Below are 22,601 nucleotides of genomic sequence, written 5' to 3'. Positions count from 1 at the left end.
CCAGACACACGGATACGAAGGACCAACATCATGGGAAAAGTCACCGGCTTCATGGAATACGAGCGTCTGGAAGAGGGCTACAAGCCCGTGCCCGAGCGCCTGAAGCACTACAAGGAATTCGTCGTCGGCCTCGATGACAGCCAGGCCAAGGTGCAGGCCGCGCGCTGCATGGACTGCGGCACGCCGTTCTGCAACAGCGGCTGCCCGGTCAACAACATCATTCCGGACTTCAACGATCTGGTTTACCAGGCCGACTGGAAGAACGCGATCACCGTGCTGCACAGCACCAACAACTTCCCCGAGTTCACCGGCCGCATCTGCCCCGCGCCCTGCGAGGCCGCCTGCACGCTCAATGTGAATGGCGAGGCGGTGGGCATCAAGTCCATCGAACACGCCATCATCGACAAGGCCTGGGCCGAAGGCTGGGTGCAGCCGCAGCCGGCCAGGATCAAGACCGGCAAGAAGGTTGCCGTGGTCGGCTCCGGCCCGGCTGGCATGGCCGCCGCCCAGCAGCTGGCGCGCGCGGGTCACGATGTGACCCTGTTCGAGAAGAACGACCGCGTCGGTGGCCTGCTGCGCTACGGTATCCCCGACTTCAAGATGGAGAAGAGCCATATTGATCGCCGTGTCGAGCAGATGAAGGCCGAAGGCGTGGTGTTCCGCACCGGCGTCATGGTCGGCGAGCTGCCCAAGGACAGCAAGGTCACCAACTGGGCCAAGGAAACCATCACGCCCGAACAGCTGCAGAAAGATTTTGACGCCGTGCTGCTGACCGGAGGCTCCGAGCAGAGCCGCGACCTGCCGGTTCCGGGCCGCGACCTGGACGGCATCCATTTCGCCATGGAGTTCCTGCCGCAGCAGAACAAGGTCAACGCGGGCGACAAGCTCAAGGGCCAGTTGCGCGCCGATGGCAAACACGTCATCGTGATCGGTGGTGGCGACACCGGCAGCGATTGTGTGGGCACCAGCAACCGCCACGGCGCGGTCAGCGTGACCCAGTTCGAGGTGATGCCCCAGCCGCCCGAAGTGGAAAACAAACCCCTGGTGTGGCCCTATTGGCCGCTCAAGCTGCGCACCAGCTCCAGCCACGAAGAGGGTTGCACCCGCGAGTTCGCCATCTCCACGAAGGCCTTCAAGGGCGAGAAGGGCAAAGTCACCGGCCTGACCACCGTGCACGTCGAAATGAAAGACGGCAAGCTGGTTGAGATCCCCGGCACCGAGAAGGACTACAAGGCCGACATGGTGCTGCTGGCGATGGGCTTCGTGAACCCGGTCGCCAGCATCCTGGACGGCTTCGGGGTCGAGAAAGATGCCCGCGGCAACGCCAAGGCCAGCACCGATTTCACCGGTGGCTACGTCACCAATGTGCCCAAGGTGTTTGTAGCCGGCGACATGCGCCGAGGCCAGAGCCTGGTGGTCTGGGCGATCCGCGAAGGCCGTCAAGCCGCACGTTCGGTGGACGAGTTCCTGATGGGGTTCTCCGACCTGCCACGTTGATCCCTAGGGTTTCCTCGCTATGAAAAAGGAAGAGATCGACCCGCATGCGACAATGCGCAGTCATTTTTCCTGGCCCCATGAGCGACTCCACCTTCATTGATATAGATCATGTGACGTTTGGCTACGACAGCCGCCGAATCATCCTGAACGACCTCTCTCTGCGGTTTGCGCGCGGAAAAGTCACGGCGGTGCTCGGTGGTTCCGGCTGCGGCAAGACGACCTTGTTGCGCCTGATTGGCGGCGTGCATGCCCCCAACAGCGGGCGCGTGGTGTTTGATGGCGAAATCGTGAACACCGGTGACAAGCGCCAGCTGTTCCGTCTGCGCCGCCGACTGGGCATGTTGTTTCAGTTCGGCGCCTTGTTCACCGACCTCTCGGTGTTCGACAACGTGGCCTTTCCGCTGCGTGAGATGACCGATCTGCCGGAGCCGCTGATCCGCGACATCGTGCTGATGAAGCTGAATGCGGTGGGTCTGCGGGGGGCGGCGGGGTTGCGCATCAGCGAGGTGTCGGGCGGCATGGCGCGGCGCATCGCTCTTGCGCGGGCCATTGCGCTGGACCCCGAGCTCATCATGTACGACGAGCCCTTCGCCGGGCTGGACCTGGTGTCCATGGGCGTAGCGGCCAAGCTCATCCGCACGCTCACCGACGTGACGGGTGCGACCACACTGCTGATTTCGCACGATGTGCCCCAGTGCATGGCGATCAGCGACTGGGTGGTGCTCATGGCCACCGGCGGACGCGTCGTGGCCCAGGGCACGCCGGCCGAGCTGATGGCCAGCACCGAACCCGAGGTGCGGCAGTTTGTGCGCGGCGAGCCCGATGGCCCGGTCAAGTTCCACTACCCGGCGCCGCCGGTGGCGGTCGATTTCGGTCTGGAGGCTTCGCGATGAACCCGCTTCAGTATGTGGGTCGTCGAGCCCTGGATGTGTTCGCAGCCTGGGGTCACGGCGCTGTTTTTTTTATCGAATTGATCAAGGCGGTGCCCGCTGGACTGGCCCGTTTTGGCCTGGTCGTGACGCAGATCCACGCCATTGGCAACCGTTCGCTGGTCATCATCCTGGCCTCTGGCCTGGCGGTCGGCTTTGTGCTGGCCCTGCAGCTCTACAACACCCTGACCAATTTTGGTGCCGCCGAGTCGCTGGGCCTGGTGGTCAACCTCTCGCTGGTGCGCGAACTGGGGCCCGTGGTCACGGCGCTGCTGTTTGCCGGCCGCGCAGGCACCTCACTCACCGCCGAGATCGGCCTCATGAAAGCGGGCGAACAAATCGCGGCCATGGAGTTGATGGCGATCGATCCGCGCAAGCGGGTGCTGGCGCCGCGCTTCATCGCCGGTGTCATTGCGATGCCCTTGCTGGCGGCATTGTTTTCCGCGATCGGCATTCTGGGTGCCTGGGTTGTCGCCGTGGGTTTGATCGGCATCGATGCGGGCAACTTCTGGTCGATCCAGCAAAACGGTGTGGACGTGTGGCGCGATGTCGGCAATGGCGTGGTCAAGAGCGCGGTGTTTGGCGTCATCTGCACGGCCGTGGCCTTGTACCAGGGCTATGAAACCGAAGCCACGCCCGAGGGCGTTGCCTACGCGACCACACGCACCGTGGTGACGGCTTCGCTGGGCGTGCTGGCGATGGACTTCATCCTCACCGCCCTGATGTTCTCGACCCCTTGATCACTGAGCAGTTTACGTATGAACAAAAGAAGCACTGAAATCCTTGTTGGCCTGTTTGTCGTGCTGGGCGCGCTGGGCCTGCTTTTCCTGGCCCTGAAGGCGGCCAACCTGGGCAGCTTCTCCAACGGAGGGGAGACCTATGTGGTGCAGGCGCGGTTCGACAACATCGGGGGGCTGAAAGCGCGTGCGCCGGTGCGCTCCGCGGGGGTGAATGTCGGCCGTGTCACCAGCGTCGTGCTCGACACACAGACCTACCAGGGGTTGGCCACCATGGAGATCAACAAGAACGTGGTGTTTCCCAAGGACTCCTCGGCCAAAATCCTCACCTCCGGCCTGTTGGGCGACCAGTACATCGGCATTGAGCCCGGCGGCGATACCAAAAACCTTGCCAGCGGCGACGTGATCACGCAGACGCAATCCGCTGTGGTGCTCGAAAACCTGATCGGACAGTTTCTGTTCGACAAGGCCGCTGATGGTGGTGAGAGCAAGGCCCCCTGATGAGGATCCGTTCGGGTGCTTCATCTGAAGGAGGAAACAGAACATGAAAAACAGAACCTCTGAACAGCTTCCTGGTGCGCTGCTCCGCTGGGTGTCTGGGGGCCTCTTGTGTCTGGTGCTGGCCGGTTGCGCCACGGGGCCGAATGCAAATCCGCGTGATCCCTGGGAGCCGTTCAACCGCCAGGTGACCGAGTTCAACGACGCGGTGGATGGCGCGGTGCTCAAGCCGGTCGCTACCGTTTATCGTGACATCACGCCCGACCCTGTGCGGACCGGCGTGAGCAACTTCTTTGAGAACCTGCGTGACGGCTGGTCGTTCATCAACGCGTCGCTGCAGTTGCGCCCGCGCGAAGCGGTCGAAAACTTCATGCGCTTCAATGTCAACACCTTCTTCGGACTCGCTGGTGTGCTGGATATCGCGTCCGAGATGGGTATCGAGCGCACGCGGCTTGACTTCGGGCAGACGCTGGGCCGCTGGGGCATTCCTTCGGGTCCTTACCTGGTGCTGCCGATCTTCGGGCCGTCGTCGGTGCGGGATGCGGCGGGTTTCACCATCGAGGCACGCGGGGACTTCGTGCAGGGCCTCTCGGATGTGGCGTTGCGCAATTCGCTGTACGCGCTGCGGGCTGTGGAGACGCGGGCAAACCTGCTGCGGGCCACCACGATGCTCGATGGGGCCGCATTGGACAAATACAGTTTCACCCGCGATGTGTACCTGCAGCGCCGTGAGAGTCAGATCGAAGACCTGAAGGACAAGGGCATCGGCTTGCAGAACGGCGATGGACAACACACCGATACCAAATAATTACACACCGGATACACAAGCGCGGAACCGCTGACTTAAAGTGCCCTCACACGTGGGGTGACGGTTCTCCAGTCCGGTGGACCACCGCTACAAAGAAGGAATTTCAGATGATGCAACGTCGACAATGGATATACCGTTTGCTCGCAACCAGCGCGCTGCTGGCCAGCCCTCTAGTTGCCACACAGGCTTTTGCCGCCGATGAAGCGCCCGATGTGCTGGTCAAGCGCATTTCCGGCGAGGTCATGGATGCGGTGAAGGCCGATGCCGCGATCCAGAAGGGGGACATCGGTCGTATCGTGACCTTGGTCGACACCAAGATCATGCCGAACGTCAACTTTTCCCGCATGACATCGTCGGCCGTGGGGCGCCATTGGCGCCAGGCCACCCCCGAGCAGCAGAAGCAGCTGCAGGACGAGTTCAAGATCCTGTTGGTGCGCACCTATGCGGGCGCACTGGGTGAAGTCAAAGACCAGACGCTGAGTTTCCGTCCCTTGCGTTCCAGGCCCGAAGATACCGAGGTCGTGGTGCGTTCCGAAGTCCGTGGGCGGGGCGAACCCATCCAGCTGGATTACCGGCTGGAGAAGACACCGCAAGGCTGGAAGATTTACGATCTGAACGTGTTGGGCGTCTGGCTCGTCGAGACCTACCGCACCCAGTTCGCGCAGGAAATCGGTGCCAAGGGCATTGATGGCCTGATCGCCACGCTGACCCAGCGCAACAAGGCCAGTGCTCCCAAAGCGGGTTGAACACATGAGCGACGACAGCATGGTGGTGGCTGCTGCGGCCCGGTTGCCGCAGCAGCTGACCCTCAATGAGGCGGTGCAGACCCTGGAGCAGCTAGGCACCGCGCTGGCCACTCAGACGGCACCGACCTTGCAGATCGATGCGAGCGGGCTGGAGGTGTGTGACTCATCGGCCGTTGCGGTTTTGCTGGAGCTCCGTCGGCGAATGCTGGCGCAAGGCAAGACCCTGCAGGTCACTCACATTCCTCAACGTTTGCGCGATCTCGTCGGTCTGTACGGCATGAGCGAGTTGTTGCCCGGCTGAGGTTGCTGGCGGCTGTGCGTGGTTAGTCCAGGGGGAGGACAAGGCATGGCTGTTGGCCCTGTACCCTCAGCGTCGTTGCGCGCAGGCTTAAAATACAAGGCTGTCCCGCCGTGATCAGATGTCCTGGTCAGGGCCGGTGATCTCGTGGTCCCGCACCCGCAATGCCTGCAGTCTCATTTCAGAACGTTTCCAAGATCTATCCTTCTTCCCGCGGCGACCTGCATGCGCTCAAGGCGGTGTCATTCGATATCCAGTCCGGTGAATTTTTCGGGTTGCTAGGCCCCAACGGAGCTGGGAAAACCACCCTCATCAGCATCCTCGCCGGGCTGGCCAGCGCCACCGGTGGGCGCGTGCTGGTGAAAGGACACGATGTTCAAACCGACTACCAGGCTGCGCGCCGTGCGCTCGGTGTGGTGCCGCAGGAACTGGTGTTTGATCCCTTTTTCAATGTGCGTGAAGCGCTGCGTTTCCAGTCCGGGTATTTCGGCATTCGTCACAACGACGCCTGGATCGACGAGTTGCTTGCGGGCCTGGGCCTGACCGACAAAGCCAGCGCCAACATGCGCCAGCTCTCAGGCGGCATGAAGCGCCGTGTGCTGGTGGCGCAGGCACTGGTGCACAAGCCGCCGGTGATCGTGCTTGACGAGCCCACCGCAGGCGTGGACGTGGAGTTGCGCCAGACCCTGTGGCATTTCATTTCCCAGCTCAACAAACAAGGCAGCACGGTGCTGCTGACCACCCACTACCTGGAAGAAGCCGAAGCGCTGTGCAACCGCATCGCCATGCTCAACCGCGGCGAAGTGGTGGCGCTGGACCGCACCTCCGAACTGCTCAGGCGTGCGGCGTCGAACGTGCTGCGTTTCAAGACGGATGACACGCTGCCCGACGATCTCGCGGCGATGGCCCGGGTCACCGGGCGCGTGGTGCAACTGCCCGCCAACGACGCGCAAGCGGTCGAACGCATTCTGGCCAGCGTGCGCGAAGCCGGTGTGCATGTGGACGACATCGAGATTCGTAAAGCCGATCTGGAGGACGTGTTCATTGAGGTGATCGAAGGCAGCAACTCGGCACACCGTGCGCAGGAAGGGATTTCGCCGCCGGGCCGTCCCAAGGCGGAAACCGCCCCCATGGGAGGGAACGAGGACACGTCAATGCCGAGCGTGGGGGCGAATTCACCATGACCGGCTGGCAAATGCTGTTTTACAAAGAGATCCTGCGCTTCTGGAAGGTGGGTTTCCAGACGGTGGCCGCCCCCGTGATCACCGCCATCCTGTACATGATGATCTTTGGACACGTGCTCGAAGACCGCGTTCAGGTCTACGAGTCGGTCAGCTACACCGCGTTCCTGTTGCCCGGTCTGGTGATGATGAGCGTGCTGCAGAACGCGTTCGCCAACAGCAGCAGCTCGTTGATCCAGAGCAAGGTCATGGGCAATCTGGTGTTTTTGCAGCTCACGCCACTGTCGCACCGCGCCTGGTTCGTGGCCTATGTGGGCTCGTCCGTGGCGCGCGGCCTGGCCGTGGGAGCGGGAGTGATGCTGGCGACCTGGTGGTTTGCCCGGCCCACCCTCGCGGAGCCGCTGTGGATACTCGTTTTTGCATTCCTGGGGGCTGGCCTGTTGGGAGCGCTGGGGCTGATTGCCGGCCTGTGGGCGGAAAAGTTCGATCAGATGGCCGCGTTCCAGAACTTCATCATCGTGCCCATGACCTTCCTCTCGGGCGTGTTCTACTCCATCCATTCCCTGCCGGATTTCTGGCAAACCGTGAGCCACCTCAACCCGTTTTTCTACATGATTGACGGCTTCCGATATGGGTTCTTTGGCGTCAGCGACGTCTCGCCCTGGTTGAGTCTGGGTCTGGTTGGGAGTGCGTTTGTTCTGGTCAGTGCCGTGGCGCTGCACCTGCTGCGCATCGGCTACAAAATCCGCCACTGATTCCATCGAATGCCATGACCGCTGACCAACTGCAACAACTGATCGCCGCGGGCCTGCCCTGCGAGCACCTTGAAGTCACCGGCGATGGCCGCCACTGGGCGGCCGTGATCGTGTCCCCCGCTTTCGAGGGCATGCGCGCCATTGCCCGGCACAAGCGGGTCTACGCCACGCTGGGCGAGCGCATCCAGAGCGATGAAGTGCACGCGCTGTCGATGAAGACCTACACCCCCGCCGAATGGGCGGCGAAATGACTCCCCCCGCACCGCTTCGCGTCACCCCCCAGGGGGCGCACCTGCAGCCCGGCGAAGCCGGTTCTGTGGTGACCTGGACCCGCGCGGTGCAGTGGTTGCTGTCCGGTACTAACTGAAAGACATCTCCCCCATGGACAAACTGCGCATCACCGGTGGGCGCCCCCTCAATGGCGAAGTAACCATATCCGGCGCCAAGAACGCGGCCCTGCCCGAGCTGTGTGCCACCTTGCTCACCGCCGAGCCGGTGACGCTGACCAACGTGCCGCGTCTGCGCGATGTGGCCACCATGCGGCTGCTGCTGGACAACATGGGTGTTCAGTCCGAAACGCACGGCGAGCGCGGTGGCATGAGTTTCCAGGCGCCCGATTCGCTGAAGCCCGAAGCGCCCTATGAGCTGGTCAAGACCATGCGCGCTTCGGTGCTGGTGCTGGGTCCGCTGCTGGCGCGTTTTGGTCGCGCCCGCGTGTCGCTGCCGGGTGGCTGCGCCATCGGCTCGCGCCCTGTGGACCAGCACATCAAGGGCATGCAGGCCATGGGCGCCGAGATCCTGGTCGAACACGGCTACATGGTGGCGCAGCTGCCGGCGGGCAAGACGCGCCTGCACGGTGCGCGCATCGCCACCGACATGATCACCGTGACCGGCACCGAAAACTTCCTCATGGCCGCTGCGCTGGCCGAGGGCGAAACCCTGCTGGAGAACGCCGCCCAGGAGCCCGAGATCACCGATCTGGCCGAGATGCTGATCGCCATGGGTGCCAAGATTGAAGGCCACGGCACCAGCCGCATCCACATCCAGGGTGTCGACTGTCTGCGCGGCTGCACCCACCAGGTGGTAGCCGACCGCATCGAGGCTGGCACCTTTTTGTGTGCGGTGGCCGCCACGGGCGGTGACGTGATCCTGCGCCACGCGCGGGCCGAACACCTGGACGCGGTGATCGACAAGCTGCACGACGCGGGCGCCGAAATCGAGGCCGGTGACGACTTCATCCGCGTTCGCGCCTCGGGCCGCCTGAAAGCGCAGAGCTTCCGCACCACCGAATACCCGGGTTTCCCGACCGACATGCAGGCCCAGTTCATGGCGCTCAACTGCATCGCCACCGGTTCCAGCAAGGTGACCGAAACGATCTTTGAAAACCGCTTCATGCACGTCAACGAACTGGTGCGCCTGGGTGCGAAGATCCAGACCGATGGCAAGGTGGCGGTGGTTGAAGGCACCGACAAGCTGTCAGGCGCCATCGTCATGGCGACCGACCTGCGTGCCTCCGCCAGTCTGGTGATTGCCGGTCTGGTGGCCGAGGGCGAGACCATCGTTGACCGCATCTACCACCTGGACCGTGGCTACGACCAGATGGAAGCCAAGCTGCGCGGCATTGGCGCAGACATCGAGCGCATCAAATGAAATCCACCCCCGCCGCGCTTCGCGCGACCCCCTCAAGGGGGCAACACCTGCGGTCTGGCAAAGCCAGTCCCGCGGTGTTCTGGGTTGGCGGGGTCACGTCTGTTGGAGTGAAGTTTTGATTACCTTAGCCCTGTCCAAAGGCCGCATCTTTGACGAAACCCTGCCGCTGCTCGCTGCTGCGGGTATCGAGGTGCTCGAAGACCCAGAAAAGTCGCGCAAGCTGATCCTGCCGACCAACCAGCCCGGTGTGCGCGTGGTGCTGGTGCGGGCCACGGACGTGCCCACCTACGTCGAGTACGGCGGCGCCGATCTGGGCGTGACCGGCAAGGACACACTGATCGAACACGGCGGCCAGGGCCTGTACCAGCCGCTGGATCTGCAGATCGCCAAATGTCGCATGAGCGTGGCGGTGCGCAACGACTTTGACTACGCCTCGGCCATGCGCCAGGGCTCACGCCTGAAGGTGGCCACCAAGTACACCACGATCGCGCGCGAGTTCTTCGCCAGCAAGGGCGTGCACGTGGACCTGATCAAGCTCTACGGCAGCATGGAACTCGCGCCGCTCACCGGCCTGGCCGATGCCATCGTCGATCTGGTGTCCACCGGCAACACGCTCAAGGCCAACCAGCTGGTCGAGGTCGAACGCATCATGGACATCAGCTCGCGCCTGGTAGTCAACCAGGCCGCGCTCAAGCTCAAGCAGGCCGCCATCCGCCCCATCCTCGACGCATTCTCCAACGCCATTCCAAAGAACGCCGTTCTGTCATGAGCCCCACCGCCGCGCCCCTCCGTCTGTCCACCACCTCGGCCGATTTCGAGGCCCAGTTTGCGGCCCGGCTGCATTGGTCGGCGGACACGGACAGCGCGATCGAGCAGCGCGTGGCCGACATCCTGGCCGATGTGCAGCAACGCGGCGATACGGCGGTGCTGGCGTACACGGAGCGCTTTGACGGCCTGAGCGTGGACAGCCTGAAGACGCTGGAGCTGACCCAGTCCGAGCTCAAAGCCGCTTTCGACGGCCTGCCCACCGCCCAGCGCAACGCGCTGGAATCCGCCGCACGCCGGGTGCGCAGTTACCACGAGGCGCAGAAGAAGGCCAGCGGCGAGAGCTGGAGTTACCGCGACGAAGACGGCACGCTGTTGGGCCAGAAGGTCACGCCGCTGGACCGCGTGGGTATCTACGTGCCCGGTGGCAAGGCGGCCTACCCGTCCAGCGTGTTGATGAACGCCATTCCGGCCCACGTGGCGGGTGTGGCCGAGATCATCATGGTGGTGCCCACGCCGCGCGGCGAGAAGAACCCGCTGGTGCTCGCCGCCGCCTACGTGGCCGGCGTCACGCGCGCGTTCACCATCGGCGGCGCGCAGGCCGTGGCCGCGCTGGCCTACGGCACGGCCACCGTGCCCAAAGTCGACAAGATCACCGGCCCGGGTAACGCCTACGTGGCCAGTGCCAAGAAGCGGGTATTCGGCACCGTGGGCATCGACATGATCGCCGGACCGAGCGAAATCCTGGTGCTGGCCGATGGCAGCACACCGGCCGAGTGGGTGGCCATGGACCTGTTCTCTCAGGCAGAACACGATGAGCTGGCGCAGAGCATCCTGCTGTGTCCGGACGCGGCCTACATCGAAGCCGTGCAGGCCGCCATCGACCGCCTGCTGCCCACCATGCCGCGCGCAGCCATCATCGCCAGGAGCCTGAACGACCGCGGCGCGCTGATCCAGACGCGCAACATGGAGGAGGCCTGCGCCATCAGCAACCGCATCGCGCCCGAGCACCTGGAGGTGTCGAGCGCCGAGCCGCATCGCTGGGAACCGCTGCTCAAGCACGCGGGCGCCATCTTCCTGGGGGCCTACACCAGCGAGAGCCTGGGTGACTACTGCGCCGGCCCCAACCACGTGCTGCCCACCAGCGGCACGGCCCGTTTTTCCTCCCCGCTGGGTGTGTACGACTTCCAGAAACGCAGCAGCCTGATCGAGGTCAGCGCCGCTGGCGCACAAACGCTGGGCACCATCGCCGCCGAGCTGGCCTATGGCGAAGGCCTGCAGGCGCATGCCCGTGCTGCGGAGATGCGTCTGAACGATGTTCCTCCCATGCGAGTCGCGAAATGAACGCCATGAACACTCCGAACCCGCTGCGCTTCATCCGCCAGGACATCCAGTCCATGCACGCCTACGCCATCCAGGAGTCGGCTGGCATGGTCAAGCTGGATGCGATGGAGAACCCGTTTTCACTCTCCCCCGAACTGCAGCAGAAACTCGGCGAGCGCTTGGGTGCTGTGGCGATCAACCGCTATCCCGGTGGCCGCATCGACGAGCTGAAGCAGGCGCTGGCGCGCTACGTGGACCTGCCCGAAGGCTGTGGCCTGATGCTGGGCAACGGCTCGGACGAGCTGATCTCTCTGCTGGCCATGGCCTGCGACGTGCCCGGTGCGTCCGTCCTGTCGCCCATGCCCGGTTTCGTCATGTACGCCATGGGCGCGCAGCTGCAGGGCCTGGCTTTCCACGGCGTGCCGCTCACGGCCGACTTCGAGCTCGACGAGGCCGCCATGCTGGCCGCCATGCGAGAGCACCAGCCCGCCATCACCTACATTGCCTACCCGAACAACCCCACCGCCAACCTCTGGGACGCAGGTGTCATCCGCCGCCTGATCGCCGAGGCCGCCACGTTCGGCGGTCTGGTGGTGATGGACGAGGCCTACCAGCCCTTCTCCAGCCGCAGCTGGCTCGACGAGATCCGCGCCAACCCGGTGGCGAACGCCAACGTGCTGCTCATGCGCACGCTCTCCAAGTTCGGTCTCGCCGGTGTGCGCCTGGGCTACATGCTCGGGCCTCAGACGCTGGTGCACGAGGTGGACAAGCTGCGCCCGCCCTACAACGTGAGCGTGCTCAATGCCGAATGCGCGCTGTTTGCGCTGGAGCACGCCGACGTGTTCGCGCAACAAGCCGCGCAGATCCGCGAGCAGCGGGCGGTGCTGATCGATGCGCTGGGCCGGATGCCGGGCGTGACGCCGTTCCCCAGCGACGCCAACATGGTGCTGGCGCGTGTGCCCGATGCACAACGCTGCTTCGACGGTCTGAAGGCGCGCGGCATTCTGGTCAAGAATGTTTCTAAAATGCACCCATCGCTGGCCAACTGCCTGCGCCTCACGGTGGGTACTCCCGCCGAGACCGCGTTGCTGATCAGCGCCCTGCAACAAACCCTATGACCGTCATGTCCTCCGTTTCCCCTGCCGCTGCCGCCGACCGAGTGGCCGAGGTCCAGCGCAACACCGCGGAAACGCAGATCAGCGTGCGCATCAACCTCGACGGTTCGGGTGCATCCAAGCTGTCCACCGGCATCGGGTTCTTCGATCACATGCTCGACCAGATTGCCCGCCACGGGCTGATCGATCTGGACATCCAGGCCCAGGGCGACCTGCACATCGACGGCCATCACACGGTGGAAGACGTGGGCATCACGCTCGGTCAGGCCTTTGCCAAGGCCGTGGGCGACAAAAAAGGCATCCGCCGCTACGGCCACGCCTATGTGCCGCTCGACGAAGCGCTGTCGCGCGTGGTGGTCGATTTCTCGGGCCGTCCCGGCCTGCACATGCGCGTGCCGTTCAAGAGCGGCATGGTCGGAGGCTTCGACACCCAGTTGGCCTTCGAGTTTTTCCAGGGTTTCGTCAACCACGCCGGCGTGACGCTGCACATCGACAACCTGCACGGCGAGAACGCCCACCACCAGGCCGAGACCGTGTTCAAGGCTTTTGCCCGCGCGCTGCGCATGGCGCTGGAGCGCGATGCGCGCCTGGGCGATGTGATTCCCTCGACCAAAGGCTCGCTCTGAGTTTTTCTTCGCCCCAGTTCCGATGAAATCCAAGACAGTCGCCGTGGTGGACTACGGCAGCGGCAATCTGCGCTCCGTGTCGCAGGCCGTGGTGCATGTGGCCGCGGGCAGCGGTCTGGATGTGCTCGTCACCTCCGATCCCCAGGCGGTCTTCGACGCCGAGCGCGTGGTGCTGCCCGGGCAGGGCCACATGGCCGACTGCATGAACGAACTGGCGGCTTCCGGTCTGAAAGAGGCCGTGTTGCACGCAGCGGCGAACAAGCCGCTCTTTGGTGTCTGCGTGGGCATGCAGATGTTGCTCGACCGCAGCGAAGAAGGTCCGACCGATGGCCTGGGCCTGATTCCGGGCGAAGTGGTGCGTTTCCGCCTCGAAGGTCGCCTGCAGGCCGACGGCAGCCGGTTCAAGGTGCCGCAGATGGGCTGGAACCAGGTGTTCCACGATCTGGGACGCGGTACGGCACATCCGCTGTGGGCCGGCATCAATGACGGCGCCTACTTCTATTTTGTGCACAGCTACTACGCGCACCCGGCCAGTCTGCAGCATTGTGTGGGTGAGGCCGACTACGGCGGACGGTTCGCTGCGGCGATCGCCCGCGACAATATCTTTGCGACCCAGTTTCACCCCGAAAAGAGCGCCGATCAGGGGCTGGCGCTCTACCGCAACTTCCTCCACTGGAATCCCTGAGTCCTTCCGCTTGTATTGACACCATCATGTTGCTGATTCCCGCCATTGATCTCAAAGACGGCCAGTGCGTTCGCCTCAAGCAGGGCGACATGGACCAGACCACCGTGTTCGGCGAAGACCCGGCCGCCGTGGCGCGGGGCTGGGTCGACAAAGGTGCGCGCCGCGTGCACCTGGTGGACCTCAACGGGGCATTTGCCGGCAAACCGAAAAACGAGCAGGCCATCCGCGCCATCCTCAAGAGCATCGGCTCGGAGGTGGACGTGCAATTGGGCGGCGGCATCCGCGATCTCGACACCATCGAGCGCTACCTTGACGCCGGCCTGCGCTACGTGATCATCGGTACCGCCGCGGTGAAGAACCCAGGGTTCCTGCAGGACGCCTGCACCGCCTTCGGCGGCCACATCATCGTGGGCCTGGACGCCAAGGACGGCAAGGTCGCCACCGATGGCTGGAGCAAGCTCACCGGCCACGAAGTGGTGGACTTGGGCAAGAAGTTCGAAGACTACGGTGTCGAATCCATCATCTACACCGACATCGGCCGCGACGGCATGCTTTCGGGCATCAACATCGAAGCCACCGTCAAGCTGGCGCAGGCGTTGTCCATTCCCGTGATCGCCTCGGGGGGGCTGTCCAACCTGGAAGACATCCGCAAACTCTGCGACGTCGAGGACGAGGGCGTCGAGGGGGTGATCTGTGGCCGCTCCATATACAGCGGCGACCTCGATTTCGAAGCCGCGCAGAATCTTGCTGACGAGTTGAACGGCTGAGCATGCTCGCCAAACGCATCATCCCCTGCCTGGACGTGACCGGTGGCCGCGTGGTCAAGGGCGTCAATTTCGTCGAGCTGCGCGATGCCGGCGACCCGGTGGAGATCGCGGCGCGTTACAACGAGCAGGGCGCCGACGAACTCACGTTCCTCGACATCACCGCCACCAGCGACGGGCGCGACCTGATCCTGCACATCATCGAAGCCGTGGCCTCGCAGGTGTTCATCCCGCTGACTGTGGGTGGCGGTGTGCGCACCGTGGAAGACGTGCGCCGCCTGCTCAACGCGGGCGCGGACAAGACCAGTTTCAACTCGGCGGCGATTGCCAACCCGCAGGTGATCCGCGACGCGTCAGACAAATACGGTGCGCAGTGCATCGTGGTCGCCATCGACGCCAAGCGCCGCCACGGCGACGATCTGGCTGCTCGCGGGGAGGGCTGGGACGTCTACAGCCACGGCGGCCGCAAGAACACCGGGCTGGACGCCATTGCCTGGGCGAAACAGATGGCCGATTTCGGCGCCGGTGAAATCCTGCTCACCAGCATGGACCGCGACGGCACCAAATCGGGGTTTGACCTGGCGCTCACCCGGGCCGTGGCCGATGCGGTGAATGTGCCGGTGATCGCCTCGGGCGGCGTGGGCAACCTCGACCACCTGGCCGATGGCGTGCAGCAGGGCGGGGCGGACGCCGTGCTGGCCGCCAGCATCTTCCATTACGGTGAATACACCGTGGCCCAGGCCAAAGCGCGCATGGCCGAGCGCGGCATACCGGTGCGGATCTGAGCGCAAGCGATTCATGTGTGGCGCGGGGGGGTGTTCTGCCACTGCCGTTCCATCCGGTCTTCCAGTTCGCCGATGCTCGCCTCCAGACCGTTACCGGATTGTTCGATGACCCGGGTCAGCACAGCCTGTGATTGCTCCATCTTCTGCTGCACTTTCTCCGACAATTCCAGTTCGCGCGCGGCCGCGGCCTGCATTTCGGTTTGCAAGTACTGGCGCAGTTCGGTGAAACGGGACGCTTCGGCCTTGTCGGCCAGATGGCGCTGTTCGGTTGCCTCGCGGGTGATGCGTCGCACTTCCATGAGATGGACCGTCTGGTAATAAACCAGCGCGAGCAGAAAAACCACCAACACCAAGGTCAGCATGCCCAGCAGCACCAGTCCCAGTGGGGCCTGCACCTGGGTGAATCCGAAGTTGAGCGCCGTGGGTTGCAGAATCTGTTCGACATTGAGGGCCACGAAGCCGGCGATCAGCAGAATGAACAGGATGAGGATGAGCGTTCGGATCTTCATATCGGTGTCCTGTGGGTGAACCCGGCCCCGGAATGGAACAGGTGTTGAGAAAAACCATCCTACCGGCATTCGGCCTGCGCCTCTGTCGGGTGCCGCACACATGGTAGATTCCCGCTATGAAATGGTTGGACGAAGTGAAATGGGATGCCCAGGGGCTGGTCCCGGTGATCGCGCAGGAAGCGACCAGCGGCGATGTGCTGATGTTCGCCTGGATGAACCGCGAAGCGTTGCAGAAAACGGCCGAACTCGGCCGCGCGGTGTATTTCAGCCGCTCACGCAACAAGCTCTGGTTCAAAGGCGAAGAGTCGGGCCATGTGCAGACGGTGCACGACATCCGCCTCGACTGCGACAACGACGTGGTGCTGCTCAAGGTCACGCAACTCGGCCATGAGCCGGGCATCGCCTGCCACACCGGGCGCCACAGCTGCTTCTACCAACGCCATGAAAACGGGCAATGGCACGCGGTCGATCCGGTGCTCAAAGATCCCGAATCCATTTACAAATGATCCCCATGTCTTCCACCGATGCCTTGGCGCGCCTGGCCGCCGTGATTGAAAGCCGCAAACCAGCGAATGGCGGTGATCCCGAAAAGAGCTACGTCGCGCGCCTGCTGCACAAAGGTCCTGATGCCTTCCTGAAGAAGATCGGCGAAGAGGCCACCGAAACCGTGATGGCTGCCAAGGACTGCGACCAGGGTGGTGACGGTCAGAAGCTGGTCAATGAAGTGGCCGATCTCTGGTTTCACTGCATGATCGCCTTGGCGCATTACGGCAAGACGCCCGCGGACGTGGTGGACGAGCTCTCGCGGCGCGAGGGCCTGAGTGGCCTGGAAGAGAAAGCGCTGCGCAAGGCGGTGGCGCGCGAAGCCGAGTCCAAATCCTGAAAGGTCCAACATGAGCGACTTCATCGACGTCAAAACTGTCGACAGCGAAAAAGCCGAGGCGCTCAAGACGATCGGCTGGGTCAGCTACCTGCTGCATCTGATCGTGGCTGTGGCCGCGGTCATTCCTGGAGCGCAAGTGGGCGCTGGACTGCTGATCGTTGCGTTGATCATCGATCTGGTGAAGAAGTCCGACGCCGAAGGCACCTGGCAGGCCAGCCATTTCTCATGGCGCATCCGCACCGTGATCTGGGCTGGCGTGCTCTACGTGGTGACGTTCCCGCTGTTTCTGTTGTTGTACCTGCCTGGTGCGATCGCCTGGGCCATCATTTCCATCTGGTTTCTCTACCGCATCGTCAAGGGCATGGTGCGCATGAACGCCAGCCAATCCCTGCCCGACTGATCATTCCTACCCATGAGCACGCACGACCCGGACTGCATTTTCTGCAAGATCATCGCTGGCCAGATCCCCTCGAAGAAGGTGTACGAAGACGAGGACCTGTTCGTTTTCCATGACATCCATCCTTGGGCGCCGGTTCATTTTCTGATGGTGCCCAAAACGCACATCGCTTCGATGGCCCAGCTCACACCCGAGCACGAGCGCCTGATGGGGCGCATGATGGTGCTCGCACCGAAACTCGCTCTGGAACAGGGGTGCAATCCGTATCCCGATGGCGGATTCCGCATGGTGTGCAACACCGGTACCGAAGGTGGACAGGAAGTGCGGCATCTGCATGTGCACATCATGGGCGGACCACGTCCTTGGCTGCGGGGCTGACAACGGCCGGGGAGGGTATTTGGCGGAGGCGCGGGAATTCCCTTTGAAGGACTTCTGAACTCTGACCCGGGCTTAGAATCCCACCCACAGCGTCCAACGCTCTATTTCTATATCTGGAGAAAATTATGGGTTCCTTCTCGATTTGGCACTGGCTGATCGTGCTGCTGATCGTCGTGATGGTGTTTGGGACAAAGAAGCTCAAAAACATTGGCTCGGACTTGGGTGGTGCCGTCAAGGGATTCAAAGACGGCATAAAAGAGGGCGGCCAGAGCGCGAACGACGCCGCCCCGACGCCTCCCGGCCAGGTGACGCAAGACACACGGACCGACAAGAACACCATCGACGTCGAAGCCAAGCAAAAAAGCTGAAGTTGTGACACCCGCGGTTGTTCTCTGAACCGCTGTGACCTCGGTGCGGGGTATACCCGCGCCAGCCTTGATTTCCGGATGGCCGACACATGATTGATCTGGGCATTTCCAAGCTCGCCCTCATCGGGGCGGTGGCGCTGATCGTCATCGGTCCTGAAAAGTTGCCCCGCGTGGCGCGCACCGTGGGCGCCTTGCTGGGCAAGGCCCAGCGTTACGTCTCGGACGTGAAGGCCGAGGTGAGCCGTTCGATGGAACTCGAAGAGCTCAAGAAGATGAAGGAGTCGGTCGAGAGCGCTGCTCGTGATGTCGAATCGTCGGTGCAGACGGGTGCCGGTGATTTCGAGAAATCGTGGTCCGAAGCCACCGCCGGCCTGGATGGCGCGGCCTCTTACGACGATGCGCTGGGCTCCATCGGCTCCGACCTGCACCCGGCTTACAAGCACCCCAAGAAGAACTGGCGCATCAAGCAGAAAGCCATGCCCCAGTGGTACAAGGCCCGCACGGGCATCCGTACCCGCACCCAGTCGGGAGCCGCGCGCGTGGCGCGTTTCCGTCCTCGCTCCACTACCGCTCCCCGTTGATGTCCGACCCCAAAGATTCCACCGACGAACTCGCCGGTTCCGAGCAGCCTTTTGTCCAGCACCTGATGGAGCTGCGTGATCGGCTGCTCTACGGCATTGTGGGATTGGCCATCTGCATGGCTCTGCTGGCCTTCTGGCCGGGCCCCAGTGGGCTGATCGACCTGATCGCGACGCCGATCAGGGCCCACATGCCACCGGGTGCCAAGCTGATCGCAGTGGGCGTGTTTTCTCCGTTTTTCGTGCCCATCAAGGTGCTGGCCATGGCGGCACTCCTGCTGTCGTTGCCGTGGTGGATGTACCAGATCTGGGCCTTTGTGGCTCCGGGCCTTTACAGCCATGAAAAGCGCTTTGCGATCCCACTGATCGTGCTGGGCAGCCTGCTGGCCTACGTGGGCATTGCCTTTGTGCAGTTGTTCGTGCTCGACAAGATGTTTGGCTTCATCCAGCAGTTCACCCCCGCCAGCGTCGCGGCCACACCCGACATTGCGTCGTACGTGGAAGCCATTCTGTCGCTTTACCTGGCCTTCGGTCTGGCGTTCCAGGTACCCATCGTGGTGGTGTTGCTGGTGAAGACAAACATGGTGACGGTGCAGAAACTCAAGGAGTTCCGCGGCTATTTCATCGTCGTCGCGTTTGTCATCGCCGCGGTGGTGACCCCGCCCGATGTCATTTCACAACTCGCTCTGGCGGTGCCCATGTGCCTGCTGTATGAAGTGGGCATCTGGGGCGCGCAGTGGTTCATCAAGAACACCGCTGCGCCTGAAGCGCCAGCCGAAGACGCACCCGCAAAGTGAGTTGATTTTCTGTTTGGTGGCCCGGTCTGATCGGTGAGGTCAGTGCAAATCTTGGAATTCACTCGACCTGTCGGGGTGGTGGGGTGCGCTTTCCAGGGGTGATGTCAACGCTGCTTTTGCCGTCCTTGCGCACGACATCCAGTGTGGCCGGTGTGCCAGGCTGAAGCGCGGCAACGGCAGACAACAGCTGCGCCACATTGGTGACATTGCGACCCGCCACACCCACGATCACGTCCCCAGGCCGGATGCCAGCCTGTGCAGCCGGTCCATTCTGCAGAACGCCGGTGATGATGACGCCCGTGCCCGACGCCAAACCAAAGCTCTCGGCCAGTTCTGGCGTCAGGTCCTGAGGCTCCACGCCGATCCAGCCGCGAGTGACCTGACCGTCGCGCACGATGGCGTCCAGCACGCTGCGCGCGGTCGACGTCGGGATGGCAAAACCGATGCCCATGGAGCCACCCGAGCGCGAGTAGATGGCGGTATTGATTCCCATCAGGTGGCCATTGGTGTCCACCAGTGCGCCACCCGAGTTGCCTGGGTTGATGGCCGCATCGGTCTGGATGAAGTTCTCAAAAGTGTTGATGCCGAGCTGCGTGCGTCCGAGTGCGCTGACAATGCCGCTGGTCACGGTCTGCCCCACACCAAATGGGTTGCCGATGGCCAACACCTGATCGCCGATGGCAAGGGCATCGGAATCGCCCAGCGTGATCACGGGCAGATCCTTCAGGTCGACCTTCAGAATCGCCAGATCGGTTTCCGGATCGGTCCCGATCACTTGAGCTGCACTTTTGCGACCATCGTTGAGGATGACCTCGATCTGGTCGGCTTCTTCGATCACATGGTTGTTCGTGAGGATGTAACCCGCTGGGCTGACAATCACTCCGGAACCCAGACCCGCCTGGGGCTGCGCCTTCCCCTGTTCACCGAAAAAGAAGCGGAACCAGGGGTCCGCATTCTGGCTCCCGGCTTCGGCGGCTTTGCTGGTGTTGATGCTGACCACCGCAGGAGAGGCGGCGCGTGCGGCAGCGCTGAAACTGTTGGTCGCTGGCAGGGCATTTCTCGGTGCGGGGGCTTCCAGCACAGGGACCACCGAGGCGAATGTGGGTTTGCGGTTTAGCCACTCGGGCTTCAGCGTGGCGACTACAAAAAGAGCTGCCAGCAACACGGTCACGGATTGGGCAAAAACCAGCCAGAGTCGTTTCATGTCGGATCAGGAAGTTCAGGTCTAGGGTTGCGGCCACTGGGGAGTGAGTCATGCCGCTTGACCTCATTGTGCTGCATATGGCATCTTGTGTTCAGAGTTCAACCCGCTTGATGCACGTCAATGCGGGTGATGCCCACACCGGTTGCAATGAAGGTCTATCAAGCAAGGAATGGAGTACCCAATGAAAGCCATGGCGGATCTTTTTTCAACCGACTACGGCCTGTTCAGCATTGCCGGCATCCTTTTCATGATCGGTATGGCGATCTGGTTCTACCGCTTTTTCATGCGAAAGATGGCTGAATCCGAGCGGGCTCAAGGCGCCCAGCGCTGAGCGTCCCGTTCCCGAGTGGGCCCGCGTCAGGGCGCCGCTTGACACAGGGGCTGTCAGAATAAGGCCCGTACTTGGCAGACGTATCGTGCGTTTGCCAGACAGGTGCCTTTGTTGACCCCCTGCTCATGAACTCCCCAGAATCTCACGTCACTCGCACGACCCTGCTGTCGTCCTTTGACGGGCTGTTGCAGCCCGCATTGTTTCGCGACCATGGACCCAATGGACTGCAGGTGGAGGGGCGAGGCGAAGTGAGGAAGCTGGTTTCCGGTGTCACCGCGAGCCTGGCTTTGATCGATGCCGCCATCGCGGAAAACGCCGATGCCATCCTGGTCCACCATGGTCTTTTCTGGCGGGGGCAGGATGGGCGGGTCACCGGATGGATGAAGCAACGCCTGGCTCGCTTGCTGACGCACGATATCAACCTGTTCGCCTACCATTTGCCGCTCGATGCCCACCCCGTGCTGGGCAACAATGCGCAGTTGGCCCGGCAATTGGGCATTGAACTGCACGAGGGCCCCGAAAGCCGGTTTGGTGAGCAGTCTCTGGGCTTCCTGGGCCGGCACGCCATGGCTTCTGCGTCCGCGCTGGCTGAGCATGTCGCCCAGGTGCTGGGTCGGCCGGTGACCATGGTGGCCGAGCCGGACCGACCCATTGAACGGATCGCCCTGTGCACTGGCGGTGCTCAAGGGTATTTCGAATCCGCCATTGCGGCAGGTGCCGACGTGTTCATCACCGGCGAAATCTCAGAACCACAAGCCCACTATGCCCGGGAATGCGGCGTGGCTTATATCGCCTGCGGGCACCATGCCTCCGAACGTTACGGCGCACCGGCAGTGGCAGGCCATGTGGCCGCAGAGCTGGGTTTGCAACACGTCTTTATCGACATTCCCAATCCGGCCTGAGCCTGGGTGGCGGTATGAATTCATCAGAGCAAGTGTCAACCGCACCGCACATCCCTGTGTTGGTGACCATGGGTGATCCCGCGGGCATTGGACCCGAAATCATTGCAAAAGCTTTGCGCGAACGGCCAGAGCTGCGGCGCCAACTGGTGGTGGTGGGCGACATGGCGACGCTGGAACGCGCGGCACTGGCAACCGATGCGAATGATGATCGTGCGACGCTGGGTTTTGTTCAAATTCCCGACCTCTCACACTGGGGTGAAATGACTGAGGGTCATGTGTCTATCATTCAGGCCTGCAAGTTGCAGCAGCCTGTAGCCTGGGGGCGGATAGACGCGCTGGCGGGCAGGGCGGCGGCTGATTGCATCCGGTTTGCGGCCGAAGCGGCGCTCAAGGGGGCGGCCAGGGCGGTGGTGACCGCACCCATCCACAAGGAGGCGCTGGCCGCGGCTGGGGTCTCGCACCCGGGCCACACAGAGTTCCTTCAGGCGCTGGCTGCCGCGCACCAAGGTGTGTCCGTTGACGCCTTGCCGGTGCGCATGATGCTGAGTTGCCCCGGGCTGCGCACGGTGCTCGTGAGCATCCATGTTTCGCTGCGGCAGGCGCTGGAGGCGGTGACGGTGGAGCGCATCTTGCAGACGCTGAGGATCACCCACGCGCATTTTCGCCTGTGCGGCCTGCCGCTGGCGCGCATCGCCGTGGCGGGGCTCAACCCGCACGCAGGTGAAGGCGGGCTGTTTGGGGGGGAAGAGCTTGACATCATCGCGCCGGCCGTGCAACAAGCGGTGAAAGAAGGAATGCTGGTCAGCGGGCCGCATGCACCCGACACGGTGTTCATGCGGGCCCGTCAGGGCGGTTTTGATGTGGTGGTGGCCATGTACCACGACCAGGGACTCATTCCGGTGAAGCTGCTGGGGCTGGAGCACGGTGTGAACACCACTTTGGGACTGCCGTTTGTGCGCACCAGTCCCGACCACGGTACGGCCTTCGACTTGGCCGGAACCGGGCGTGCGAGTGCCGCCAGCCTGTTGGCAGCGATCGACGCCGCGCTGCAGATGACTGCATCAAGTTCTATATAAAAAAAGAGAGAAGCCG

Annotated in this window: 30 protein-coding genes; 28 read left to right on the top strand and 2 right to left on the bottom strand. The window is 63.0% G+C overall.

Translation table 11 applies throughout. The features are described 5' to 3' along the window. The first annotated feature begins 30 nt into the window (after positions 1-30). The 18 genes from F3K02_RS02435 (at position 31) to hisF (ending at position 15,162) form a co-directional block, all read left to right on the top strand. Entirely contained in the window at positions 31-1,497 is a 1,467-nt protein-coding gene (locus F3K02_RS02435; RefSeq protein WP_177132963.1) for a glutamate synthase subunit beta, read from the top strand. 77 nt (positions 1,498-1,574) lie between these two features. Continuing rightward, positions 1,575-2,390 (top strand): ABC transporter ATP-binding protein, encoded by an 816-nt coding sequence (locus tag F3K02_RS02430; RefSeq protein ID WP_177132961.1) that lies wholly within the window; start codon positions 1,575-1,577, stop codon positions 2,388-2,390. Then, on the top strand, positions 2,387-3,166 hold the full coding sequence (gene mlaE / locus F3K02_RS02425) for a lipid asymmetry maintenance ABC transporter permease subunit MlaE (protein ID WP_177132959.1): 780 nt from the start codon (positions 2,387-2,389) through the stop codon (positions 3,164-3,166). The genes F3K02_RS02430 and mlaE overlap by 4 nt, the downstream gene beginning before the upstream one ends. A gap of 18 nt (positions 3,167-3,184) precedes the next feature. Then, positions 3,185-3,664, top strand: a complete 480-nt coding sequence (gene mlaD / locus F3K02_RS02420; RefSeq protein ID WP_177132957.1) for an outer membrane lipid asymmetry maintenance protein MlaD — start codon at positions 3,185-3,187, stop codon at positions 3,662-3,664. A gap of 43 nt (positions 3,665-3,707) precedes the next feature. After that, positions 3,708-4,469, top strand: coding sequence for an MlaA family lipoprotein (locus F3K02_RS02415; protein ID WP_177132955.1), 762 nt, complete (start codon positions 3,708-3,710; stop codon positions 4,467-4,469). Between the two features lie 110 nt (positions 4,470-4,579). After that, positions 4,580-5,215: an MlaC/ttg2D family ABC transporter substrate-binding protein gene (locus tag F3K02_RS02410; RefSeq protein ID WP_177133168.1), complete on the top strand. Its 636-nt coding sequence runs from the start codon at positions 4,580-4,582 to the stop codon at positions 5,213-5,215. Positions 5,216-5,219: 4 nt separating this feature from the next. Further along, entirely contained in the window at positions 5,220-5,516 is a 297-nt protein-coding gene (locus F3K02_RS02405) for an STAS domain-containing protein (RefSeq protein ID WP_246309100.1), read from the top strand. Positions 5,517-5,677: 161 nt separating this feature from the next. Next, entirely contained in the window at positions 5,678-6,697 is a 1,020-nt protein-coding gene (locus F3K02_RS02400) for an ABC transporter ATP-binding protein (protein ID WP_177132953.1), read from the top strand. Continuing rightward, the gene (locus F3K02_RS02395) at positions 6,694-7,449 is read left to right on the top strand and encodes an ABC transporter permease (RefSeq protein ID WP_177132950.1); all 756 of its coding nucleotides are present in this window, start codon (positions 6,694-6,696) and stop codon (positions 7,447-7,449) included. The genes F3K02_RS02400 and F3K02_RS02395 overlap by 4 nt, the downstream gene beginning before the upstream one ends. Positions 7,450-7,463: 14 nt before the next feature. Beyond that, complete coding sequence (locus F3K02_RS02390; RefSeq protein WP_177132948.1) at positions 7,464-7,700, top strand: BolA family protein; 237 nt, start codon at positions 7,464-7,466, stop codon at positions 7,698-7,700. Between the two features lie 130 nt (positions 7,701-7,830). Continuing rightward, positions 7,831-9,099, top strand: a complete 1,269-nt coding sequence (gene murA, locus F3K02_RS02385) for a UDP-N-acetylglucosamine 1-carboxyvinyltransferase (protein WP_177132945.1) — start codon at positions 7,831-7,833, stop codon at positions 9,097-9,099. 115 nt (positions 9,100-9,214) lie between these two features. Further along, positions 9,215-9,868 carry an ATP phosphoribosyltransferase gene (gene hisG, locus F3K02_RS02380; RefSeq protein WP_177132943.1) on the top strand — a complete coding sequence of 218 codons (654 nt, stop codon included), beginning with the start codon at positions 9,215-9,217 and terminating at the stop codon, positions 9,866-9,868. After that, entirely contained in the window at positions 9,865-11,208 is a 1,344-nt protein-coding gene (gene hisD / locus F3K02_RS02375; RefSeq protein ID WP_177132940.1) for a histidinol dehydrogenase, read from the top strand. The genes hisG and hisD overlap by 4 nt, the downstream gene beginning before the upstream one ends. Further along, positions 11,205-12,305 carry a histidinol-phosphate transaminase gene (hisC, locus tag F3K02_RS02370; protein ID WP_177132938.1) on the top strand — a complete coding sequence of 367 codons (1,101 nt, stop codon included), beginning with the start codon at positions 11,205-11,207 and terminating at the stop codon, positions 12,303-12,305. Before hisD ends, hisC begins: the two co-directional genes overlap by 4 nt. Before the next feature lie 5 nt (positions 12,306-12,310). After that, positions 12,311-12,928, top strand: coding sequence for an imidazoleglycerol-phosphate dehydratase HisB (gene hisB, locus F3K02_RS02365; RefSeq protein ID WP_177132937.1), 618 nt, complete (start codon positions 12,311-12,313; stop codon positions 12,926-12,928). A gap of 22 nt (positions 12,929-12,950) precedes the next feature. Continuing rightward, positions 12,951-13,613, top strand: a complete 663-nt coding sequence (gene hisH / locus F3K02_RS02360) for an imidazole glycerol phosphate synthase subunit HisH (RefSeq protein WP_177132935.1) — start codon at positions 12,951-12,953, stop codon at positions 13,611-13,613. Positions 13,614-13,639: 26 nt separating this feature from the next. After that, positions 13,640-14,380 (top strand): 1-(5-phosphoribosyl)-5-[(5-phosphoribosylamino)methylideneamino]imidazole-4-carboxamide isomerase, encoded by a 741-nt coding sequence (gene hisA / locus F3K02_RS02355; RefSeq protein WP_177132933.1) that lies wholly within the window; start codon positions 13,640-13,642, stop codon positions 14,378-14,380. A 2-nt stretch (positions 14,381-14,382) separates the two neighbouring features. Then, positions 14,383-15,162, top strand: coding sequence for an imidazole glycerol phosphate synthase subunit HisF (hisF, locus tag F3K02_RS02350; protein ID WP_177132931.1), 780 nt, complete (start codon positions 14,383-14,385; stop codon positions 15,160-15,162). An 11-nt stretch (positions 15,163-15,173) separates the two neighbouring features. On the opposite strand, the gene F3K02_RS02345 is transcribed toward hisF, so the two are convergent. Beyond that, the gene (locus F3K02_RS02345; RefSeq protein WP_177132929.1) at positions 15,174-15,671 is read right to left on the bottom strand and encodes a lipopolysaccharide assembly protein LapA domain-containing protein; all 498 of its coding nucleotides are present in this window, start codon (positions 15,669-15,671) and stop codon (positions 15,174-15,176) included. 107 nt (positions 15,672-15,778) lie between these two features. Between F3K02_RS02345 and hisI the strand changes: the two genes are divergently transcribed. The 7 genes from hisI to tatC all read left to right on the top strand — a co-directional run bounded on the left by hisI (position 15,779) and on the right by tatC (position 19,072). After that, positions 15,779-16,177, top strand: coding sequence for a phosphoribosyl-AMP cyclohydrolase (gene hisI / locus F3K02_RS02340; RefSeq protein WP_177133164.1), 399 nt, complete (start codon positions 15,779-15,781; stop codon positions 16,175-16,177). 5 nt (positions 16,178-16,182) lie between these two features. Then, positions 16,183-16,554 (top strand): phosphoribosyl-ATP diphosphatase, encoded by a 372-nt coding sequence (locus F3K02_RS02335; protein ID WP_177132927.1) that lies wholly within the window; start codon positions 16,183-16,185, stop codon positions 16,552-16,554. Between the two features lie 10 nt (positions 16,555-16,564). After that, positions 16,565-16,954 carry a DUF4870 family protein gene (locus F3K02_RS02330; RefSeq protein WP_177132924.1) on the top strand — a complete coding sequence of 130 codons (390 nt, stop codon included), beginning with the start codon at positions 16,565-16,567 and terminating at the stop codon, positions 16,952-16,954. A gap of 12 nt (positions 16,955-16,966) precedes the next feature. Continuing rightward, positions 16,967-17,329, top strand: a complete 363-nt coding sequence (locus F3K02_RS02325; protein WP_177132922.1) for a histidine triad nucleotide-binding protein — start codon at positions 16,967-16,969, stop codon at positions 17,327-17,329. 125 nt (positions 17,330-17,454) lie between these two features. Further along, on the top strand, positions 17,455-17,697 hold the full coding sequence (tatA, locus tag F3K02_RS02320; protein WP_177132920.1) for a Sec-independent protein translocase subunit TatA: 243 nt from the start codon (positions 17,455-17,457) through the stop codon (positions 17,695-17,697). An 89-nt stretch (positions 17,698-17,786) separates the two neighbouring features. After that, complete coding sequence (tatB, locus tag F3K02_RS02315; protein ID WP_177132917.1) at positions 17,787-18,278, top strand: Sec-independent protein translocase protein TatB; 492 nt, start codon at positions 17,787-17,789, stop codon at positions 18,276-18,278. Further along, the gene (gene tatC / locus F3K02_RS02310; protein ID WP_177132915.1) at positions 18,278-19,072 is read left to right on the top strand and encodes a twin-arginine translocase subunit TatC; all 795 of its coding nucleotides are present in this window, start codon (positions 18,278-18,280) and stop codon (positions 19,070-19,072) included. The genes tatB and tatC overlap by 1 nt, the downstream gene beginning before the upstream one ends. 58 nt (positions 19,073-19,130) lie before the next feature. On the opposite strand, the gene F3K02_RS02305 is transcribed toward tatC, so the two are convergent. Then, complete coding sequence (locus F3K02_RS02305; protein WP_177132913.1) at positions 19,131-20,276, bottom strand: S1C family serine protease; 1,146 nt, start codon at positions 20,274-20,276, stop codon at positions 19,131-19,133. A 181-nt stretch (positions 20,277-20,457) separates the two neighbouring features. Here F3K02_RS02305 and F3K02_RS02300 point away from each other — a divergent pair, with 181 nt between their 5' ends. From F3K02_RS02300 to pdxA, 3 genes are all read left to right on the top strand, one after another. Further along, on the top strand, positions 20,458-20,607 hold the full coding sequence (locus tag F3K02_RS02300) for a DUF3149 domain-containing protein (protein ID WP_177132911.1): 150 nt from the start codon (positions 20,458-20,460) through the stop codon (positions 20,605-20,607). A 125-nt stretch (positions 20,608-20,732) separates the two neighbouring features. After that, positions 20,733-21,509: a Nif3-like dinuclear metal center hexameric protein gene (locus F3K02_RS02295; RefSeq protein WP_177132909.1), complete on the top strand. Its 777-nt coding sequence runs from the start codon at positions 20,733-20,735 to the stop codon at positions 21,507-21,509. Positions 21,510-21,577: 68 nt separating this feature from the next. Next, positions 21,578-22,585: a 4-hydroxythreonine-4-phosphate dehydrogenase PdxA gene (gene pdxA / locus F3K02_RS02290; protein ID WP_343066951.1), complete on the top strand. Its 1,008-nt coding sequence runs from the start codon at positions 21,578-21,580 to the stop codon at positions 22,583-22,585. The last annotated feature ends 16 nt before the right edge of the window (positions 22,586-22,601 follow it).

Origin of the sequence: Hydrogenophaga aromaticivorans (assembly GCF_013387465.1) — a bacterium.
Taxonomy (GTDB): domain Bacteria; phylum Pseudomonadota; class Gammaproteobacteria; order Burkholderiales; family Burkholderiaceae_C; genus Hydrogenophaga; species Hydrogenophaga aromaticivorans.
This window is presented reverse-complemented; position numbering and strand designations above follow the sequence as displayed.

Bases quoted from the DNA above. Each gene is read 5' to 3' on its own strand.
- F3K02_RS02435 (WP_177132963.1), top strand. From the start codon at position 31: ATGGGAAAAGTCACCGGCTTCATGGAATACGAGCGTCTGGAAGAGGGC.
- F3K02_RS02430 (WP_177132961.1), top strand. From the start codon at position 1,575: ATGAGCGACTCCACCTTCATTGATATAGATCATGTGACGTTTGGCTAC.
- mlaE (WP_177132959.1), top strand. From the start codon at position 2,387: ATGAACCCGCTTCAGTATGTGGGTCGTCGAGCCCTGGATGTGTTCGCA.
- mlaD (WP_177132957.1), top strand. From the start codon at position 3,185: ATGAACAAAAGAAGCACTGAAATCCTTGTTGGCCTGTTTGTCGTGCTG.
- F3K02_RS02415 (WP_177132955.1), top strand. From the start codon at position 3,708: ATGAAAAACAGAACCTCTGAACAGCTTCCTGGTGCGCTGCTCCGCTGG.
- F3K02_RS02410 (WP_177133168.1), top strand. From the start codon at position 4,580: ATGCAACGTCGACAATGGATATACCGTTTGCTCGCAACCAGCGCGCTG.
- F3K02_RS02405 (WP_246309100.1), top strand. From the start codon at position 5,220: ATGAGCGACGACAGCATGGTGGTGGCTGCTGCGGCCCGGTTGCCGCAG.
- F3K02_RS02400 (WP_177132953.1), top strand. From the start codon at position 5,678: ATGCCTGCAGTCTCATTTCAGAACGTTTCCAAGATCTATCCTTCTTCC.
- F3K02_RS02395 (WP_177132950.1), top strand. From the start codon at position 6,694: ATGACCGGCTGGCAAATGCTGTTTTACAAAGAGATCCTGCGCTTCTGG.
- F3K02_RS02390 (WP_177132948.1), top strand. From the start codon at position 7,464: ATGACCGCTGACCAACTGCAACAACTGATCGCCGCGGGCCTGCCCTGC.
- murA (WP_177132945.1), top strand. From the start codon at position 7,831: ATGGACAAACTGCGCATCACCGGTGGGCGCCCCCTCAATGGCGAAGTA.
- hisD (WP_177132940.1), top strand. From the start codon at position 9,865: ATGAGCCCCACCGCCGCGCCCCTCCGTCTGTCCACCACCTCGGCCGAT.
- hisC (WP_177132938.1), top strand. From the start codon at position 11,205: ATGAACGCCATGAACACTCCGAACCCGCTGCGCTTCATCCGCCAGGAC.
- hisB (WP_177132937.1), top strand. From the start codon at position 12,311: ATGTCCTCCGTTTCCCCTGCCGCTGCCGCCGACCGAGTGGCCGAGGTC.
- hisH (WP_177132935.1), top strand. From the start codon at position 12,951: ATGAAATCCAAGACAGTCGCCGTGGTGGACTACGGCAGCGGCAATCTG.
- hisA (WP_177132933.1), top strand. From the start codon at position 13,640: ATGTTGCTGATTCCCGCCATTGATCTCAAAGACGGCCAGTGCGTTCGC.
- hisF (WP_177132931.1), top strand. From the start codon at position 14,383: ATGCTCGCCAAACGCATCATCCCCTGCCTGGACGTGACCGGTGGCCGC.
- F3K02_RS02345 (WP_177132929.1), bottom strand. From the start codon at position 15,671: ATGAAGATCCGAACGCTCATCCTCATCCTGTTCATTCTGCTGATCGCC.
- F3K02_RS02335 (WP_177132927.1), top strand. From the start codon at position 16,183: ATGTCTTCCACCGATGCCTTGGCGCGCCTGGCCGCCGTGATTGAAAGC.
- F3K02_RS02330 (WP_177132924.1), top strand. From the start codon at position 16,565: ATGAGCGACTTCATCGACGTCAAAACTGTCGACAGCGAAAAAGCCGAG.
- F3K02_RS02325 (WP_177132922.1), top strand. From the start codon at position 16,967: ATGAGCACGCACGACCCGGACTGCATTTTCTGCAAGATCATCGCTGGC.
- tatA (WP_177132920.1), top strand. From the start codon at position 17,455: ATGGGTTCCTTCTCGATTTGGCACTGGCTGATCGTGCTGCTGATCGTC.
- tatB (WP_177132917.1), top strand. From the start codon at position 17,787: ATGATTGATCTGGGCATTTCCAAGCTCGCCCTCATCGGGGCGGTGGCG.
- tatC (WP_177132915.1), top strand. From the start codon at position 18,278: ATGTCCGACCCCAAAGATTCCACCGACGAACTCGCCGGTTCCGAGCAG.
- F3K02_RS02305 (WP_177132913.1), bottom strand. From the start codon at position 20,276: ATGAAACGACTCTGGCTGGTTTTTGCCCAATCCGTGACCGTGTTGCTG.
- F3K02_RS02300 (WP_177132911.1), top strand. From the start codon at position 20,458: ATGAAAGCCATGGCGGATCTTTTTTCAACCGACTACGGCCTGTTCAGC.
- F3K02_RS02295 (WP_177132909.1), top strand. From the start codon at position 20,733: ATGAACTCCCCAGAATCTCACGTCACTCGCACGACCCTGCTGTCGTCC.
- pdxA (WP_343066951.1), top strand. From the start codon at position 21,578: ATGGGTGATCCCGCGGGCATTGGACCCGAAATCATTGCAAAAGCTTTG.